Annotated in this window: 20 protein-coding genes and 1 pseudogene; 11 read left to right on the top strand and 10 right to left on the bottom strand. The window is 69.2% G+C overall.

Annotated elements, in window-relative coordinates:
* The first annotated feature begins 82 nt into the window (after positions 1-82).
* From V3W46_RS17415 to V3W46_RS17390, 6 genes are all read left to right on the top strand, one after another.
* Complete coding sequence (locus V3W46_RS17415; protein ID WP_331784408.1) at positions 83-529, top strand: Asp23/Gls24 family envelope stress response protein; 447 nt, start codon at positions 83-85, stop codon at positions 527-529.
* The gene (locus V3W46_RS17410; RefSeq protein ID WP_331784407.1) at positions 526-717 is read left to right on the top strand and encodes a DUF2273 domain-containing protein; all 192 of its coding nucleotides are present in this window, start codon (positions 526-528) and stop codon (positions 715-717) included. Before V3W46_RS17415 ends, V3W46_RS17410 begins: the two co-directional genes overlap by 4 nt.
* A complete protein-coding gene (locus tag V3W46_RS17405; protein WP_331784406.1) occupies positions 714-1,067 on the top strand; it encodes a hypothetical protein in 354 nt (117 codons plus the stop codon). The genes V3W46_RS17410 and V3W46_RS17405 overlap by 4 nt, the downstream gene beginning before the upstream one ends.
* Positions 1,064-1,753 carry a hypothetical protein gene (locus V3W46_RS17400; RefSeq protein ID WP_331784405.1) on the top strand — a complete coding sequence of 230 codons (690 nt, stop codon included), beginning with the start codon at positions 1,064-1,066 and terminating at the stop codon, positions 1,751-1,753. The genes V3W46_RS17405 and V3W46_RS17400 overlap by 4 nt, the downstream gene beginning before the upstream one ends.
* The gene (locus V3W46_RS17395; RefSeq protein ID WP_331784404.1) at positions 1,750-2,355 is read left to right on the top strand and encodes a hypothetical protein; all 606 of its coding nucleotides are present in this window, start codon (positions 1,750-1,752) and stop codon (positions 2,353-2,355) included. The genes V3W46_RS17400 and V3W46_RS17395 overlap by 4 nt, the downstream gene beginning before the upstream one ends.
* A 258-nt stretch (positions 2,356-2,613) precedes the next feature.
* A complete protein-coding gene (locus V3W46_RS17390; RefSeq protein WP_331784403.1) occupies positions 2,614-2,865 on the top strand; it encodes a CBU_0592 family membrane protein in 252 nt (83 codons plus the stop codon).
* Here the strand turns inward: V3W46_RS17390 and V3W46_RS17385 are convergent.
* Positions 2,816-3,853 carry an endonuclease domain-containing protein gene (locus V3W46_RS17385; protein ID WP_331784402.1) on the bottom strand — a complete coding sequence of 346 codons (1,038 nt, stop codon included), beginning with the start codon at positions 3,851-3,853 and terminating at the stop codon, positions 2,816-2,818. The two genes, V3W46_RS17390 and V3W46_RS17385, sit on opposite strands and share 50 nt — an antisense overlap.
* Before the next feature lie 310 nt (positions 3,854-4,163).
* Positions 4,164-5,186, bottom strand: coding sequence for an NAD-dependent epimerase/dehydratase family protein (locus tag V3W46_RS17380; protein ID WP_331784401.1), 1,023 nt, complete (start codon positions 5,184-5,186; stop codon positions 4,164-4,166).
* A gap of 174 nt (positions 5,187-5,360) precedes the next feature.
* Between V3W46_RS17380 and V3W46_RS17375 the strand changes: the two genes are divergently transcribed.
* Positions 5,361-5,816 carry an SRPBCC family protein gene (locus V3W46_RS17375; protein WP_331784400.1) on the top strand — a complete coding sequence of 152 codons (456 nt, stop codon included), beginning with the start codon at positions 5,361-5,363 and terminating at the stop codon, positions 5,814-5,816.
* A gap of 255 nt (positions 5,817-6,071) precedes the next feature.
* Here the strand turns inward: V3W46_RS17375 and V3W46_RS17370 are convergent.
* Positions 6,072-7,013, bottom strand: a pseudogene (locus tag V3W46_RS17370) (manganese catalase family protein); the annotation flags it as partial.
* 218 nt (positions 7,014-7,231) lie between these two features.
* Here V3W46_RS17370 and V3W46_RS17365 point away from each other — a divergent pair.
* A complete protein-coding gene (locus V3W46_RS17365) occupies positions 7,232-7,582 on the top strand; it encodes a hypothetical protein (RefSeq protein WP_331784398.1) in 351 nt (116 codons plus the stop codon).
* Between the two features lie 88 nt (positions 7,583-7,670).
* Here V3W46_RS17365 and V3W46_RS17360 read toward each other — a convergent pair whose 3' ends face one another.
* Both V3W46_RS17360 and V3W46_RS17355 read right to left on the bottom strand, forming a co-directional pair.
* A complete protein-coding gene (locus V3W46_RS17360) occupies positions 7,671-8,012 on the bottom strand; it encodes a DUF7882 family protein (protein WP_331784397.1) in 342 nt (113 codons plus the stop codon).
* A 4-nt stretch (positions 8,013-8,016) separates the two neighbouring features.
* Positions 8,017-8,295: a GlsB/YeaQ/YmgE family stress response membrane protein gene (locus tag V3W46_RS17355; protein WP_331784396.1), complete on the bottom strand. Its 279-nt coding sequence runs from the start codon at positions 8,293-8,295 to the stop codon at positions 8,017-8,019.
* 279 nt (positions 8,296-8,574) lie between these two features.
* Here V3W46_RS17355 and V3W46_RS17350 point away from each other — a divergent pair, with 279 nt between their 5' ends.
* From V3W46_RS17350 to V3W46_RS17340, 3 genes are read left to right on the top strand one after another with little or no spacing between them, the layout of a single operon-like run.
* The gene (locus V3W46_RS17350; protein WP_331784395.1) at positions 8,575-9,480 is read left to right on the top strand and encodes an ATP-grasp fold amidoligase family protein; all 906 of its coding nucleotides are present in this window, start codon (positions 8,575-8,577) and stop codon (positions 9,478-9,480) included.
* Entirely contained in the window at positions 9,477-10,385 is a 909-nt protein-coding gene (locus V3W46_RS17345; RefSeq protein ID WP_331784394.1) for a Rieske 2Fe-2S domain-containing protein, read from the top strand. The genes V3W46_RS17350 and V3W46_RS17345 overlap by 4 nt, the downstream gene beginning before the upstream one ends.
* Entirely contained in the window at positions 10,375-11,844 is a 1,470-nt protein-coding gene (locus tag V3W46_RS17340; RefSeq protein ID WP_331784393.1) for a cryptochrome/photolyase family protein, read from the top strand. The genes V3W46_RS17345 and V3W46_RS17340 overlap by 11 nt, the downstream gene beginning before the upstream one ends.
* 7 nt (positions 11,845-11,851) lie before the next feature.
* Here V3W46_RS17340 and V3W46_RS17335 read toward each other — a convergent pair whose 3' ends face one another.
* From V3W46_RS17335 to V3W46_RS17315, 5 genes are all read right to left on the bottom strand, one after another.
* Positions 11,852-12,208: a VOC family protein gene (locus tag V3W46_RS17335; protein ID WP_331784392.1), complete on the bottom strand. Its 357-nt coding sequence runs from the start codon at positions 12,206-12,208 to the stop codon at positions 11,852-11,854.
* A gap of 14 nt (positions 12,209-12,222) precedes the next feature.
* On the bottom strand, positions 12,223-12,864 hold the full coding sequence (locus tag V3W46_RS17330) for a TMEM175 family protein (protein WP_331784391.1): 642 nt from the start codon (positions 12,862-12,864) through the stop codon (positions 12,223-12,225).
* A gap of 70 nt (positions 12,865-12,934) precedes the next feature.
* Positions 12,935-14,410, bottom strand: coding sequence for an MFS transporter (locus V3W46_RS17325; protein WP_331784390.1), 1,476 nt, complete (start codon positions 14,408-14,410; stop codon positions 12,935-12,937).
* Positions 14,411-14,599: 189 nt separating this feature from the next.
* Positions 14,600-16,021, bottom strand: a complete 1,422-nt coding sequence (gene pntB, locus V3W46_RS17320) for a Re/Si-specific NAD(P)(+) transhydrogenase subunit beta (protein ID WP_331784389.1) — start codon at positions 16,019-16,021, stop codon at positions 14,600-14,602.
* 3 nt (positions 16,022-16,024) lie between these two features.
* Complete coding sequence (locus V3W46_RS17315) at positions 16,025-17,476, bottom strand: Re/Si-specific NAD(P)(+) transhydrogenase subunit alpha (RefSeq protein WP_331784388.1); 1,452 nt, start codon at positions 17,474-17,476, stop codon at positions 16,025-16,027.
* Between the last annotated feature and the right edge of the window lie 90 nt (positions 17,477-17,566).

The following is a 17,566-nucleotide window of genomic DNA, read 5'->3' as shown; positions in this document are numbered from 1 at the left end:
CGGTTCGAGGTACGTCTTACTGGCAACACCTCATCTTCACGCATCGTGGAGAAGACGACCACTAGAACCAAGGAGCCTTGACATGGCCAGCTCATCCACCCCCGTGACACCCGCCACCATCGCGGCAGGCACGCCGCTCGCCACTGAGACCGTTCTCGGCAAGACGGTCATCAACGACAGCGTCGTTGCGAAGGTCGCCGGCATCGCCGCCCGCGAGGCGGCCGGAGTGCACGCGCTCGGCGGCGGGGCAGCCCGCGCGCTCGGCGCCATCCGCAACGTGATCGGCAACACCGACCTGTCGCAGGGCATCAGCGTCGAGGTGGGCGAGACCCAGGTCGCCGTCGACGTCGCCATCGTCGCCGAGTACCCGGTGCCGTTGCAGGATGTCGCGGCCGACGTTCGCTCCGCCGTCATCGAGGCGATCGAGACCATCATCGGCATGGAGGTCACCGAAGTCAACGTGACCGTCAACGACGTGTTCATCGCCTCAGAAGACACCGACGAGCCGGCAGAGGCGCGCGTACAGTGACCGCGACCAAGTTCGGCATACTCGCCGGGGCGGTTCTCGCCCTCGTGTGGATCGTCCTCGGATTCTGGGCGTTCGTCTTCGTGCTCGTCGCCATGGCGATCGGGGCCGTCATCGGCCGCATCGTCGACGGTCGCATCGACGTGCGCGCCCTTGTGGGAGCGTTCCAAGGGAAACGCTCCTCCTCGTGAGCGCCGGCCGCGGCCGCACCCAGGTCACGGCGAGGGCGCTGACACGCGTCGTCACCGCCCTCGCCGCAACCGCCCTCGACGTGGCCCCGAGCCGGGTCTCGGTCAGCCTCAGCGATCATGACGGCGCCTTGGCCGTGTCGATCAGCAGCCCCATCCGTGTGGTGTCGCTGAACCAGATCGGCGGCGACGACAATGCGGTGCTGCGTTCGGGCGGAACGGTTCTGGAGCGGGCCGAACGAGCCCAGTCGGTCGTGCGCGAACAGGCCCAGTACCTGACGGGGTCGAGCATCCACTCGGTCACGATCCGCCTGAACGGCGCCGAGATCAGACACCAGGAGCGCGTCAAATGAGCATCACCCGAACCACCGCGGGCGCAACCGACGCTCAGTCGGTCGCCCGCACCGGCACCGCAGCGGGCGCCGTTGACCGCCCGGGCGGCGGCACGGCCGACTCACCAGCGGTGACCGAGCGGCTCTACCGGCGCATCTCGCGCCGCGAGCTGCACTCACCGCGGTCGCTGCTGGCGATCGTACTCGCCGTTCTGATCGTGCTGCTCTTCGTGTACGCCGGCGTCGAGATCGTGCTGAACATGCTCGGCCAGCCGGCGCTCGTCGCGAGCCCCAGCCAGGTGGCCACGGCGATCGGCGCGGCCGACACCTACCCGACCGGCGCCGTGCTGGTGGTGGGCAGCATCACCGCTCTCGTCGGCATCGTGCTCATCGTCATCGCACTGACGGGCGGCCGCCGTGCGCGGCACCTGCTGGTGGATGACCGGGCCGCCGTCGTGGTCGACAACGAGGTCATCGCCTCGGCACTCGCCCGCTTCGCCGCGCGTGCCGCCGACGTCGACCCCGACAACACCTCGGTCACGGTGACGCACCGCCGGGCCCGCGTCGACATCACGCCCACCTCGGGCCAGCCCGTCGACGCGACGGCCGTACTCCAGGTCGTCACGACGAAGCTCGCGGCCATCGAACTGCGGCCCGCCGTGACCGCGACCGTCCACATCTCGCGCAGCGGAAAGGTCGGAGCATGAACAGCACCAACCGGGCGGCCAACCGCCTCGTCATCGGCGTCACCGGCCTCATCATTCTGCTGCTGGGCGCGGTGGCCCTGGCGGTCGGCCTGCCCACGGTCATCCGTGACGGCTGGGCCGACGGCAACGCCACCGCGACCCGCACCCTCGACGGCTGGCTGCAGCAGACCCCGCTCGGCGGCCCGCAGACCAGCTGGCTCTGGCTCGTCGGCCTGGCGGCCCTCGTGCTGCTCGCCGTTCTGCTCGTCGTCTTCATCTCTCGGCAGGGCCGCGGGCACACCTCGCTGCTGCTGACCGAGCCGGCCACCGACGACGGGCAGACCGTCGTCGAGTCGGGCCTCGCCGAGCAGGTGCTTCAGGATGCCCTCGCCGACCGGCCCGAGTTCATCACGTCGAACGTGTCGACCTACCGCGTCGCCAAGCGTTCGGTGCTGAAGGTCTCGGTAACGTGCCGACGCGGCATCTCGCCGCAGGACGTCACCACGCTGATCTCGCAGCAACTGCGTCACCTCGACGCGCTGCTCGGCGTGCAGGTACCGGCGCTCATCCAGGTGAGCGGTGGGTTCAGGGCGCGGGTGAGCCGCTCGACGCGCACCCAGTAGCCCGGAGCCTCCCGGCCTCCCCACCTCTCCCCCTCCTCCGCCGGGTTCGCGCCGATTCACGTTCTGAGCCCGCAGGGCGTGCTTCTGCGCAAAGCCGGTGGCCGCGAGGTCGACGGCTCGTCGCGCAGGGGCCGGGTTGCACAGCGTCTGCACACCCGCCGTTGCTACGCTGGCCGCAGGCGTTCGGAAGGCGAACAGCCTCTGGACGAGCGGCAGCGTACCCGGTGTGACGACGGTGCCACATTCCCGGAGGTCATCATGGGCATCGTCATCCAGATCGCAGGCTCGCTCCTCGTGCTGCTCGGCTTCGCGCTCGCCCAGTGGGGCGTGCTCGACCTGAAGTCGAAGCGCTACCTCGTGCTCAACACGGTCGGCTCGGCCATCCTCGCCGTCGACGCCGTCATCGGCCAGCAGTGGGGCTTCCTGCTGCTCGAGGGCGTGTGGGCCATTGTCTCGGCCGTCAGCCTCCTCGCCGTTCTGCGCGGCCGCGCCCCGCGCCCCACCCACTGACCCGGCCGCGCCCCACGCCCCACCCACTGACCCGGCCGCTCTCCCCGCCCCACCCACTGACCCGCCCGTCCCATCCGCCGAGCGTGAGGGCCTCGGCGATCTGCGCCACCGTGCGGGCGGGTCGCCCGAAGAGGTCGACGTCGTGAAAGCGCAGCACGTCCCACCGATTGCGCGCGAAACGCTGCCACCGAACGACGTCACGTCGATACTGCTGCTTGTCGGTGCGGTGCTGGTCGCCGTCGTACTCGACGATCACCCGAAACTGCCGAAACACGAGATCGGCCCTGCCGATGCGCCGACCCGACCCGTCGGCGATCACCGGATTCACCTCGGGCTCGGGCAGCCGGGCATCCTGAACCAGAAGACGCAGCAGGGTCTCGGGGCGCGACTCGGCTCCCGGCCTGATCAGCTCGAGAGCCGCGGATGCCCGTGCCTTGCCGGGCCCGTGAAACTCCCGCGTTCTGGCGCGCAAATGATCGAGGCCAACGTAGGGGCGCAGGTCTAGTGGATCGAGCACCTCGGGCTCGAGCACGAAGTGGTCGCCCGCGACGACGAGCTCGGCCAGGTCAGTGTGCGCGGCGAGCCCCAGCCACGTGTCGGCCGGGTCGCTGCAGGCGAGTCCGAAGCGGCGAACGACGTGGGCGTGGGCGTGTGTGGCCTGGTGGCCGCACACGCCGCGGGCCCGAGACGCCGCGCCGGGGGCAGCGATGGTGACGTGCACCACGTCGGTGGGATGCTCATACTCGGGCAGCGGCACCCGCCAGAGCCGCGCCGCGGATTCGTGGCTGAACCACTCGTCGGCCCGCAGCCGTGGGGCGAACGCCGCGATCGGGCTGACCAGCGCGTGCGCTTCGGCACGCACCCCGTGGAACGGGCGAACCAGCTCGTGATTTCGCAGGCGCGCGCGCCCGACGTTCACCGCCCGGGCTTCGGCCACGCTGAAACCCGCGGCGCGGAGGGATGCCGGAAGGGGCTCTCGTCGACGCATGGCCCAATCGTGCCTCACCCGCGCGCGTGACCCCCGAAGTTATCCACAGGCACCCCTCCTTCGCCCGCTCACCGGCGCGGCCTCGCACGCCCCCATGCGCCGCTCCACCACATGCGCTGCTCCGCCCCTTCTTCGCCGCTGTGCGCAAAGACACGCTAAGCAGCGCCATTCCATGCCTTCGCGCACATTCGATGGGGTGGGTGGCGGAGTGGGGGCAGGGCTGGGCATGGCGCCCGTTAGATGAAACCCGCTAGATGAAAGTGGAACGGGGGGCGGGTGGCCTGGAGCGGGGTGGGGTGGAGTGGGCGGGTCAGAGGCCGCGCAGCGGCGGGGAGGAGATCAGGCGCGAGTGCTCGCCCACACCCTCGACGATCTCGGCGAGGGCGTCTGTCGACGAGACGGTCGGCACCCAGCCGAGCACGGTGCGCGCCCGGTCGGTCGACATCAGGGGAACGGTGGTGGCGATGTCGATCCAGCCCGGGTTGGTGGGCTGCAGGTGCAGCCGCCAGGTGAGGCCGACCAGCAGCCGGGCAACGCCGGCACGCACCGGGATGCTGCGGCGAGCGCCAATCGCCCGGGCGATGGTCGGCGGGTCGAGCACCGGCTCTGCAGCCAGGTTGAACGCACCGGGCGCCCCGCGGTCGATCGCCCGCCAGAACGCGTCGGCGACGTCGGAGGCGTGCACGGCCTGAAAGATGGTCTGCGACGGCAGCGGAACGATCGGCGGCCGCACCACCGTCAGCCACCCCGTGGGCAGCAACGGGCCGAGGAACAGCCCCGCGATCTCGGCCGCCGCCCGGCGCTGAAAGACCAGTCCGGGCCGCATGCGGGTGACCAGGATGCCCGGATGCTCGCTCTCGAACAGGTCGATCGCCCGCTCGTTGGCCGCCTTCTGCCTGCTGTAGTGCGAGGTGTGGATGCCGCCGGTGGGCCACGCCTCATCCACCCGCCGGTGTTTCGGCCCGGGGCTGTAGGCCCCGACCGACGACGCGGTCAGAATGTGCCGCACCCCTGCCGCCGCGGCCGCCGCGAAGACGGCTGCCGTGCCCTCGACGTTGGTCGCCCACATGGCGGCCTCGTCATGGTTCGGCTGCAGCGCCCAGGCCAGATGAACGACGGCGTCGGCACCGGCCAGGAGAGGAAGGAGTTCAGCGGCGGCATCCGGAGCCCCCACATCGACCGCGTGCCACTCGACCCCGGCGTACGGCGCGCGGGAGTCGTCGGGCAGTCGCCGGGCGACGCCGACGAGCTCGGTCACCTCGGGGGCGTCGTGCAGGCGCTCGAGCGTCGCTGTTCCGAGATTGCCTGTGGCCCCGACGACGACGATTCTCATGCTGCCAGTGTCGCCGACACCGGCCACGGCGGGCAGGGCTTGACCGGCCCGGGTTTCGCGTCGGGCCGGCGGCGCGTGCGCTGCTAGCGCGTTTCGCGGTGCGTGTGAAGGCCTGTTCAGGTCGACGGCGCCGACCTACGTTCGTAACGTCACCACCAACAGAAGGAGTTTCACATGCCTCAAGCGATCGAAACAGTCGACGTGAACGTGCCGGTCTCCGTGGCCTACAACCAGTGGACCCAGTTCGAAGAGTTTCCGAAGTTTCTCGACGAGGTCGAGTCGATCACGCAGCCGACCGACACCCTCACGGTGTGGAAGGTCAAGGTCGGCCCCGTCGAGCGCGAATTCGAAGCCAACATCACCGAGCAGCACCCCGACGAGCGTGTCGCGTGGACCAGCACGGGTGGCGAGGTCGACCACGCCGGCGTCGTGACGTTCCACAAGCTGAGCGACAACGAGACGCGGGTCACCGTGCAGATCGACTGGGAGGCCAAGGGCCTGCTCGAGAAGGTCGGCGCCACCCTCGGAGCCGACAACCACGCCATCAAGAAAGACCTGAAGAACTTCAAGGAGTACATCGAGTCGAAGGGCACCCCCGACGGCGCGTGGCGCGGCGACGTCGAGGCGTAGCACTCGGGGCGTCTCAGGGCGGGGCGTCTCACGGCGGGGCGTGAACGCCTCACCACGACGATCGGCGGGCGGGCATCCGGTTCAGGATGCCCGCCCGCCGCCTGTGTGTCAGGATGCCCGCCCGCAGCCTTCGGTTCAGGCCTTCTTCGGGGCGGCCTTGCGCGGGGCCCGGGCTGGGGCCGCCGTCTTCGGCGCGGCAGCAGCTTTCGCCGTGGCGGGCGCCTTGGCCGGAGCCTTCGCCGCACCCGAGTCGACCGGTCCGAAGAGGTTCTCGACGTCGGCCAACTCCATGTCGGCCGTCGCCTGGATCAGTTCGAGCAGTGCAGGATCGAGTCCGGGTGCGAACTCCTCGAAACGCTCGACAGAGATGGTCGACGGCACACCCTCGGGGGCCTGCTCGCTGGCGTCGAGCATGGTGCCGTCGTTCGAGGGTGACGGCCCCTGGAAGATCTTGCCGGCCTCTGACTGCCCGCGCAGGTCGAAGCTGTACTGCTTGCTCTGGAGGCCGAGGTCGAGCAGCTTCTTGACCTCGGGGAACTTCTCGGCGTTGGTCTTCGGAATGGGCAGCAGGGTGTTCCACGCCACGCCGAGCGACTCCAGCGCCTTCGCGAAGGCGTTCTCGTGCGCCTGGTCGCGAACGATGAGGTACGCGAGCGTCGACCGTGCCGTCTTGTTCTCGGTCATCTCGTAGACGCGGCACTTCTGCAGGCGCCCCGTCGACTCGAGCATGAGGTTGTAGAGAAGGTCGAGTGAGAGGTTGCCGGAGTTGTACACGTAGCTGCCGCTCCACGGGTTGCCGACCGAGTCGACGGGCAGCGCGCCCTGGGCACCCACCAGGTAGTGGTGGATGTTGCCCTCAGAGAGGGCGATGTTCAGCGGGATGGCGCCGCCAGCCCCGGGGGTGTCGAGCGGATCGGTCGGCTTGCCGGTGTACTTCGGCGACCCATCCAGCAGCCGCGAGATGGTGGTGCCGATCAGCTCGACGTGGCTGATCTCCTCGGTGCCGACGCCCTGGATCAGGTCGCGGTACGGCTTGCCCGACGGACCGCGGAAGTTCATCGACTGAAAGAGGTACTGCATCATGGTGCGCATCTCGCCGAACTGGCCGCCGAGCCCTTCCTGCAGTGCGTTCGCGGCGCCGGGATCGGGCTCGTCTGCGGCGATCTCGTTGATGTAGCTCTGCACGTGAAAATACATGGTGGTGCTCCCTCGTGGGTGTGCGGGGCCGGGGCGGCTCCCACAGTGGAGCGTGCGCGCGCACAAGAGTTACAACAAGCGGTAGCCAAACCCGCCACTTGGGGTTATGGCGGTGGGAGCGGGGGGCGGCCGTTCGGCGTCGCGGATCGCCCCTACCCCGGCATCGACCCCCGACGATAGGGGTACTGGCCCAGGAATTCGAGTCGTAGGGTCGACGGATGAAGCGAATCACGTACAACGGCGAAACGCTCGTCACCGGCAGCGATGTCGTCGACGGCCTGGTGCACTACGTGACTCACGTCGCGGGGATGAGCGCGGCGGTGCCCGTCGAGATTCCGGTGCTCGAGTCGAACGGCACGGTGCAGAACCACACACTGATCGTGAGCGCGGCGACTCAGCTCGGCATCTCCGACATCGACGGGTCGAGCGCCGAAGACGAGGCGGCCCTCTTTCCGGCGCCGGAGTTCCCGCCGGTCGGCGGCATGGCGACGCCTGTCGCGCGCGAGCGCCTCGAAGATGACGCGCCCTTCATCGACGACGACCCTGTAGAGCTCATCGGAGGTTCGTGACCGGTGGCGGGGCCCGAGCCAGCCCCGCGCCAGCCGGGTCCGGCCTGCTGGCCCGAACCGCCCCGCGCCCAGCCTGAGCCAGCCGCCGTCACTCCGCGTCGGGCCCCGAGCCTGCGTCTGGCGCCGCGCCCGCGGCCGGCACGGGCTCGGCCATGAGCAGCAGCCCCTGGCCGCTGTTCGCCGAACTCGTCAACGCCTCGAGCCAGTCACGGTTGAGCGCCGGCGTCTTGCTGCCGTAGTACTTGAAGTACAGCGGGATGTTGTCGTGCAGCCACACGCTCGACCGCCCGTCGCCGATGCTGCTCGAGTCGTGCCACGAGAAGAAGAACCCCTCGCCGCGTCGCAGCTTCGAGCCGATGACGATCTGCAGGTGCACGAGGGCACGGTCGTCGAACTCGACTTCCATGCCGTCGTAGATGAGTTTGCCCACCGGACTACCGGTGTGCCGCGGAGCGCCCGGCGAACCGTGTCCAGATGAAGAGCACGATCACGGCGCCGATGACCGAACCGATGATGCCCGCGGGCTGGAAGAAGCCGTCCATCGGGTCGTGCTGAAAGATCAGGAAGCCGAGAAAGCCGCCCACGAACGAACCGACGATGCCGAGCAGGATGGTCATCGGAATGGAGATGTTCTGGCGACCGGGAATGATGAGCCGCGCAAGGGCGCCGGCGATCAGTCCGATGACGATGAGGCTGATGATGAGACCGAGCATGACGTGGCGTCCTTCGATAGGTGCTGCTGGTGCACGAGTGCCGTGCGGGTCGCCGGCCGGTCGGCGCGGTTGTGACCGCAAGCAGCCTAGGTCGCGCATCCGCCCACCACAGGGGCTGGCCATCGCCGGGGTTCTGTGTGTAGCGACCCTCGCGCAGCGGCGCCGCGCGCCGGCCGCCACTTTCGGGCCGCCCGGCGCAACCCCTGCCGAAAGGTCGACGAAGCGAGCAGGATGATCGAACCGTCGCTCTGCTGACGGCGCCGCAGAGGGAGACGAAGCATGGCCGGTCGCGCGTGGCAGTTGCTGCGTACGAGAAACCCGCGCACCTTCACCGAGAAGGTGCGGTACAAGATGCTGCGCGACCACCGCGACCTGCTGGTCACCTTCGCCGACAAGGCCGCGGTGCGCGACTATGTCACGGCCGCCGTCGGCGACCACCACCTGCCGCGCTGCATCGCCGTGCTCGACGACGCGGAGGGGCTGCGAACGGTCGACCTGCCCGAGAGCTTCGTCGTGAAGCCCACCCACGGCAGCGGCGCGGTCGTCGTGGTGTCGCCCGATGCTCCCGAGACGGCGCGGCTCACCCGACCCGACTGGGGCTGGGTGTACCAGCACGTGCAGGCGCCGCACGCGAACATCGATGCGCTCGTGGCCACCGCCGCATCGTGGCTGCAGAAGCTCTATGGGCGCGGCCCGAACCATGAATGGGCCTACAGCCGCGTGACCCCGCGCGTCATCGTCGAAGAGGTACTCGCCGCCCCCGACGGGTCGATTCCCGACGACTACAAATTCTTCGTCTTCCACCAGACGTGCCAGTACATCCAGGTGGATGCCGGGCGGTTCGGCGATCGAACGCAAGACTTCTACCGCCCCGACTGGCACCACCTGCCGCTGAGCGGTGGCCCGCCCTGGGCGGCGACCCCGCGGCCCCGGCCGCGGCGGCTCGCGGAGATGATCGAGCTGGCCGAGACGCTGGCCCGCGACACCGACTTCGTGCGGGTCGACCTCTATCACCTGCCCGACCGCGTAGTCGTCGGCGAACTGACGAGTTACCCGGCCGGCGGCGACAGCCCGTTCGATCCGGTGTCGTTCGACGCCGAGTTCGGCAGCCATTGGAGTGTTCCGCGCCGCTACCGTGCGGCATTTACCAGCAGGAGAACCACCAACAGAGAGGTACGGCGATGAAAGAGCTCCGCTTCGTCAAGGCGATCACGGCGGTCGAGAATGCGAGCGCGCTCGATCCGCTCGTCGGCCGCGTTCAGGGCGTCGTGCGGTCGGTCATCCGGCCCCAGGCACTGCGCGACCTGCTGCACGGCGTGCCGTTCGGGCATCCGCTGCACCCGGTCGAGGTGCAGATACCCGTCGGGGCCTTCACTTCGGCCGCGATCCTCGACCTGCTGCCCGTGCGCGGCACCGACACGGCGGCACAGGCGCTCATCGGCGTCGGTGTGCTGAGCGTACTGCCGGCCGCGGTGTCGGGCTGGACAGACTGGTCTGAGCTGCACGAGCAGCAGATGCGCGTGGGGTTGGTGCACGCCGCCGCGAACATCATCGCCACCGGCCTCTACACCGCCTCCTTCGTACAGCGCTCGCGCGGCAAGCAGGGCAGCGGCAAGCTGCTCGCCCTCGCCGGCCTCGCCACCGTGTCGGGTGCCGGTTTTCTCGGCGGGCACCTCAGCTACCGACAGGCCGCCGGCGCGAACCACGCCGAAGACGTGCCGCACGTCTTCCCCACCGGCTGGCAGGCGCTCGCCGCGCTCGACGATCTTCCCGACAACGAGCTCGCGCGGCGCGTCGTGGCCGACCAGCCGCTGCTCGTCTACCGGAGGGGCGACCGGGTCGACGTGCTCTCGAACGTCTGCAGCCACCTGTCGGGCCCGCTCGACGAAGGTGAGCTGAGCTTGGGCGACGGCGGTGCCGTCACCGACGTCGGCGGAGGCGAGGCCTGCGTGACCTGCCCCTGGCACAGCAGCGTCTTCTCGCTCGACACGGGCGAGGTTGTGCATGGCCCGGCCACCAGCCCCCAGCCGCGGTTCGACGTGCGCGTCACCGACGGCCAGGTCGAGGTGTTGTTGCCGAATGCCGGCTAGGCGTCGCTGGCTGTTCGCCGGTCAGCTGGGTTCGCAGTTCGACGACGGCGGCCCCGTGCTGCTCATCGAGGCGCGCTCGGTGTTCGGCCGGCGCCCCCTGCACCGTGCGAAGGCGCACCTGATTCTCTCGGCGCTTCGGCATCGCGCCGCCGAGCTCGGCGACCGGGCCGAGTTCCACCAGGTCGAGCGGTACGGCGACGTCGTGCGGGGCCGCACCGACCTTGAGGTCGTCGACCCCACGTCGTACCGCGCCCGGCGCTACGTCAGACGCATCGGTGCAACTGTGCTGCCCAGCCGGGGGTTCGTCACCAGCGAGGCCGACTTCGCGCTCTGGGCCGGCAGCCGCGGCGGGCGCAGGCTACTGCTCGAAGACTTCTACCGCTCGGTGCGGCAGCGCACGGGCATCCTGATGCAGGGCGAGACACCGGCCGGCGGCGAGTGGAACTACGACGCCCAGAACCGGCACTCCCCGCCGAAGGGTGCCGTGACGCTCGGACTGCCCGACCCGTGGTGGCCCACCGAAGACGACATCGACGCCGGGGTGCGCGCCGACCTCGACCGTTGGCAGGCCGCCGGGCTCGTGCGGCTGGTGGGGGCGGATGCCCCACGGCGGTTCGCCGTCACCGAAGCCGAGGCGAACCTGGCGCTCGACGACTTCATCGGCAGCCGCCTGAACGACTTCGGCCCGTTCGAAGACGCCACCCTGACGGGCGACTGGACCATGGCGCACTCGCTGCTGAGCGCTCCGCTGAACCTGGGGCTGCTCGACCCCCGCGAGGTCGTGGATGCGGTCGCCCACGAGTATGAGGCAGGGCGTGCACCGCTGGCGAGCGTGGAAGGGTTCGTGCGGCAGATCATCGGCTGGCGCGACTACATCTGGCACCTCTACTGGCACCTCGGCGAGCAGTACACGACCACGAACAACGCGCTCGGCGCCACCGCTCCGCTGCCGCGCGAGTTCACCGAGCTCGACTTCGCCGCCATCGAGGCGAACTGCCTCAGCCACGCCATCGAGGGGCTGCACGAGCACGGCTGGGCGCACCACATCCAGCGCCTGATGGTGATCGGCAACTGGGCGCTGCAGCGCGGCTACGATCCGGCGGCGCTCAGCGCGTGGTTCGCCGACATGTTCGTCGACGGCACCCCGTGGGTGATGGCGGCGAACGTGATCGGCATGTCGCAGCACGCCGACGGGGGCATCGTGGCGACCAAGCCGTACGCGTCGGGGGGCGCGTACATCCACTCGATGAGCGATCACTGCGGGGGCTGCCGGTTCGATCCGAAGGTGCGCCTCGGCGAGGATGCCTGCCCGTTCACCGCGGGATACTGGGCGTTCCTCGACCGCACCGAGCCGGTGCTGGCGTCGAACCCGCGCCTTCGCATGCCCTATGCGGCGCTGCGCCGGCTGCCCGACCGTGCGGCCGTGGTGGCCCAGGAACGCCAGCGCGACCGTCTCTGAGCGCGCGTCAGGCGCCGGGCGGCTGCCACAGCTCGATGGGCAGACCCTCCGGGTCGTGGATGCGCGCGAACCGCCCGTACTCACCGGCGTTCCACTCGTCGCGACGCTCGACGGCGATGCCGGCTGCCTCGAGCCGGGCGGCGAGCGCGTCGAGCTCGCTCACCCGCAGGTTGAGCATGAACGGCTGATCGGCCTCGAAATAGTCGGAGTCGGCGGGGAACGGTGCGAACACCGTGGTTCCCGCCTGGTGCTGCCACCCGCCGTAGCCGGCGTCGACGCCGAGGTGTTCGCGGTACCACGCCGCCCGCGCGTCGGCGTCGCGACTGCGAAAGAAGAGGCCGCCGATGCCGGTGACGTCAGGCATGCTGACTCCTTCGTTCAGAGAATGCGCTGGCTGCGTTCGATCGGGGTCTCGCCCCGTCGCACCGCCCGATTGATCGGGCGCGCCAAGAGTAGCACCGCGAGGCTCAGCGGCCCCAGGTTCGGAAACACGATGGTCAGCACGAGGGCGACCACGGTGAGGGCGACCGTGATCCAGTGCGCCCAGAGGTACCGGGCCACCGGCGCATAGCCCGGCTCGAAGCAGTTCGCACGCACCAGCAGCAGCTCCTGGATGCGCACGCCCACCTGAGTGACGATGATGGTGACGATGTAGATCGCCGAGCCCAGGGCATCCGCGTCGGGGTTGCCCAGGTTCAGCACCGACGGCACCGGCAGGAAGATGATGCCGGCGACCCACAGCAGGTTGGCGTTCACCAGCCCGTGGGTGGGCATGTCGACGTGCTTGTACAGCCGGTGATGCTGCTTCCAGAACGTGGCGATCACGAGGAAGCTCAGCGCGGCCGCCAGAATGTTCAGCGCGTCGGAGCGCAGGTACGCGATCGCCGGCTCGGTCGCGTGCTCACGAGCCGACTCGACCAGCGGCAGCACGATCAGGGTGATCGCGATGGCCACCACCGCATCGGTGAACGTGACCAGCCGCCCGAGGTCGCGCTCGGAGTCGTCTGCACCGTTCGACATGCCGAACCCCCTGTACTCGTCGTCTGCCTTCTCTCGATTCTGTCAGTCGGGTCAGGCGAGACGACAGGGGTCAGCCGATGTGCACCAGGTCGGGGGCGCCCTCCGGCATCAGCTCTGCCTTCGGGCCCCGAATGAAGACGACGGCGATCACCGCAGCGGCCAGCATCGCGATCGCCGCCGCGACGAAGATGGCCGAATACCCGGCCGTGAGGGCCGGCAGCCCGGGCGTCGTGGCCGCCGTGTGCGTGCTTGCCGAGACGTAGATCGCCGTGAAGATCGACAACCCGATCGACCCGCCGATCTGCATCGCCGCGTTCACCGTCGCCGAAGCGGCACCGGCGTCGTGTGGTGCGATGCCGCTCAGGGCGACGTTCTGCAGCGGAATGAAGATGAACGCCATTCCGATGCCGAGCAGCACCATTCCCGGCAGAACCTGCGCGACGTAGCCGCCGTCGGCGGTGATGAAGCTCAGGTAGAACAGCCCCGCCGCCACGATGACTGGCCCGACGATCATCAGCGGTCGAGGGCCGACCGAGGCGAGCAGCCTCGTCGCGACCGGGGCCACCGCCGTGATGGCGATCGGCAGGGGCAGCGTGGCCAGCCCCGCCACCAGCGGGGCCATGCCGAGCACGATCTGCAGGTGGAACGTGAGGTAGAGCATCGCGCCGATCATGACGCTGCCCGCGATGGCCTGCATCAGGAACGCGCCACCTCGAACACGGTTCACCACCACGCGCAGGGGCAGCAGCGGCTGCGCCACCTTCGACTCGACCACGACGAACAGCACGAGCAGAATGACACCGGCCGTCAGAAAGCCGATGGTCTGCGGCGTGCCCCAGCCGCCTTCGGCGAGGCTGAAGCCGTAGACCAGTGAGCCGAGGCCGAGCGTGACCGTGATCGCACCGAGCAGGTCGTAGCGGTTGTCGCCCTCGGCCTTGCTCTCGGTCACGAACAGCAGCGCGCCCACAAGGCCCACGATGACGAAGAACACGTTGACCAGCAGGCACCAGCGCCAGCTGGCGAACTCGGTGAGCACCCCGCCCAGCACGAGGCCGACGGCGGCGCCCGCGCCGGCCACCGTGCCGAACACCGCGAAGGCTGTGTTGCGCTCTCTGCCGTGCGTGAAGGTGACGGTGAGCAGCGCCAGCGCGGCCGGGGCGAGCAACGCGGCGAACGCCCCCTGCAACCCCCGCGCGACGATCAGCTCGGTGTTGTTCTGGGCGAGGCCGCCGAGAACGGATGCCGCACCGAACCCGAGCATGCCGACCATGAACGCTCGCCTGCGCCCCCAGTAGTCGGCGATGCGGCCGCCGAGCAGCAGCAGCGAACCGAACGCCAGGGCGTACGCGGTCACCACCCACTGCCGCTCGGTGTCGGTCATGCCGAGGTCGATCTGAGCCTGGGGCAGGGCGATGTTGACGATCGTGCCGTCGAGCACGACGACGAGCTGGGTGAGCGCGAGCACGAACAGGGCGCGCCACCGGTTGCGGTTCGCGGGCGACGCCACGGGGTGCGATGCGGTGGCGGTCGAAGGGGTCGATGACAAGAAAAAAACCTCCGGGTTCTTTTTACGGATGCCGGAGGTTTCGAGCCTCGGATCGGAGGCGTTCTCAGCCTCGACCACACGAGCCAACGTGGCCAGTCAGACCTTCAGACTACCAGCAACCGACGACCCGGCGGCCGGGCCCCGACGCGATCGCCGAACGGCGACCAGGCCGCAGCGCGCCCTGACACCTCACGCCCGCACCTCGCTGAGGGCGCGAACGATCTCTTCGACGCGGTCTTTGGCGTCGCCGAAGAGCATGCGGGTGTTGTCGCGGTAGAACAGCGGGTTGGCGACACCGGCATAGCCCGACGCCATCGAGCGCTTGAACACGATGACCTCTTCGGCCTCCCACACCTTCAGCACGGGCATGCCGGCGATGGGGCTGCCAGGGTCGAGGGCGGCTGCGGGGTTCACGGTGTCGTTGGCGCCGATGACGAGCACGACCGAGGTGCCGGGCAGGTCGTCGTTGATCTCGTCCATCTCGAGCACGATGTCGTAGGGCACCTTGGCCTCGGCGAGCAGCACGTTCATGTGCCCGGGCAGGCGGCCCGCGACGGGGTGGATGCCGAACCGCACGGTCACGCCTCGGTCACGCAGCGCGCGGGCGAGTTCGGCGACGGGGTACTGGGCCTGGGCGACCGCCATGCCGAATCCCGGGGTGATCACGACAGACTTCGCCTCGTCGAGCAGCTGGGCCGTCTCGTCGGCGGTGATCTCGTGGTGTTCGCCGGTCTCTTCAGCGCTCTGGCTGGGTGCGGCGATACCGAAACCACCGGCGATGACCGAGATGAACGACCGGTTCATGGCTTTGCACATGATGTAGCTCAGGTACGCACCCGACGAGCCTACGAGGGCGCCTGTGATGATGAGCAGGTCGTTGTTGAGCAGGAACCCGCTCGCTGCGGCAGCCCAGCCCGAATAGCTGTTCAGCATCGAGACCACCACGGGCATGTCGCCGCCGCCGATGGAGGCGACGAGGTGCAGGCCGAGCAGCAGCGCCAGAACGGTGACCGCGATCAGCAGCCAGAGGTCGGGGGTGATCACGAACCACGCCGTGAGAACGACGAACAGGCCCAGCGCGGCCAGGTTGAAGATGTTGCGGCCGGGCAGCACGAGTGGCGCGCTCTTGATGCGGGCCGAGAGCTTCAGGTACGCGATGATCGATCCGGTGAAGGTGACGGCGCCGATGAAGATGCCGACGAAGATCTCTCCGCGGTGGACGCCGACGAGGTCGGGCGCGACGTCGGCCGTCTCGAGGTAGCCGTTCCAGCCGATGAGCACGGCGGCGAGGCCGACGAACGAGTGCAGCAGGGCGATGAACTGCGGCATCCCCGTCATCTGCACCCGGGCGGCCCGCCACAACCCGATCGCACCACCCACGACGAGGGCGAGAACGAGCAGGATGATCGCGGCGACGCTCGCGTTCTGCACCACGAGCACGATGGTGGCGACGAGGGCGATGATCATGCCGGCGATACCGTAACCGAGGCCGCGCCGGGCGGTCTCGTGCCGCGAGAGCCCGGCGAGACTGAGGATGAACAGCAAGGCGGCGACGAGGTACGCCGCCCCCGAAATGGCCAGGGTGAGCGTTGAAAGAGAGTCGGGTGTCATTGATCAGTCCTTCGAGAACATGCGCAGCATGCGGCGGGAGACGGCGAAGCCGCCGAAGATGTTGATGCTGGCCAGCAGCACGGCGACGCTCGCGAGGATACGGGTCGCCGGGTCGTCGATCGTGAGCTGCAGCATGGCGCCGACCACGACGATGCCCGAGATCGCGTTCGTCACGCTCATCAGCGGGGTGTGCAGGGCGTGGTGCACCTTGCCGATCACGTAGAACCCGATCACGACCGCGAGCACGAGCACGGTGATGTGCTGCGGCAGCGGCTCCGGCGCGACCGCGACCACGCCGAACAACACCGCGATACCGACGACCGTCAGAACAGCCTTGGCCGTTCGCGACATCCCAGTCTTCTTCGCCGGCGCGGTCAGAACTGGGGATGCCGCGGCGGCGGCCGGGGCCGCCGAGACCTGCACGGGGGGCGGTGGCCACAGCTTCTCACCGTTCTGCGCGACGGTGATGGCGCGCTGCACGACATCGCTGTGATCGAGGACCAGCCGGCCGTCTTTACCCGGGGTGAGCAGCTTGAGCAGGTTGACGAGGTTCTGACCGTACAGCTGCGACGCCTGCGCGGGCAGCCGGCGGGCGAGATCGGTGTAGCCGATGACGCTGCCCGACTTCATGGCCGCGACATCCGCCGCTGTGATGAGCACCGGCGCCCTGCGGCCCGGGATGTTCGCGGTGGTGATGATGATGTCGACATCTGCGGCCTGCTCTGAATAGATCTCCGCAGCCCGCGCGTTGTAGGCCTCGCTGGTGGCCTTGGCGTACCCGTCGCTCGAGGATTGCGTCTGCTCGGCGACCTCGACGGCGAGATACGTTCCGCCGATCGACTTCACCTGCTCGGCTACCTCGGGGCGCGGGTCCGTTGCCCGAACGATGGCGCCCATGCTCGAAGCGGCGCCGATCGCGGCCAGACCGGCGACACCGGCGCCGGCGACCAGCACCTTCGCCGGTGGCACCTTGCCCGCCGCCGTGACCTGACCGGTGAAGAACCGGCCGAACCGGTTCGCCGCCTCCACCACTGCCCGGTAGCCCGAGATGTTCGCGGTCGACGACAGCACATCCATCGACTGCGCGCGCGAGATACGCGGCACCGCATCGACCGCCAGAGCCGTGATCGGCAGGGCCACGAGCTTTTCGACCACACCCGGGTTCAGACCCGACGAGAGCCACGACACGAGCGTCGCACGCTCGGCGAGCAGGGCGAGTTCGGCATCCGACGGCGCATTCACCGTCAGCACCACCTCGGCGCTCCAGGCATCGATGCGGTCGACGATCACCGCGCCGGCCGCGGCGTAGTCAACATCGGGGTAGGCCGACGCCTCGCCGGCGCCCGCCTGCACACTCACCTCATAGCCCAGCTTCAGCAGCTGCACGACGGTCGACGGCGTGGCGGCGACACGGGTCTCGCCGTCGGCCGTCTCTGCAACGACACCGATACGCATAGTGGTCTCCTTCGACGCACGATTGGGGCGGTCGACTTGCAGCCGGATGCGGCACTGGACGCGATCTCGGCGAGGACCGTTCTGTACAGT

Source organism: Subtercola sp. YIM 133946 (assembly GCF_036553535.1).
Lineage (GTDB): Bacteria > Actinomycetota > Actinomycetes > Actinomycetales > Microbacteriaceae > Subtercola.
Note: the sequence above shows the minus strand (reverse complement) of the source record. Positions and strands in the feature narration are given on the sequence as shown.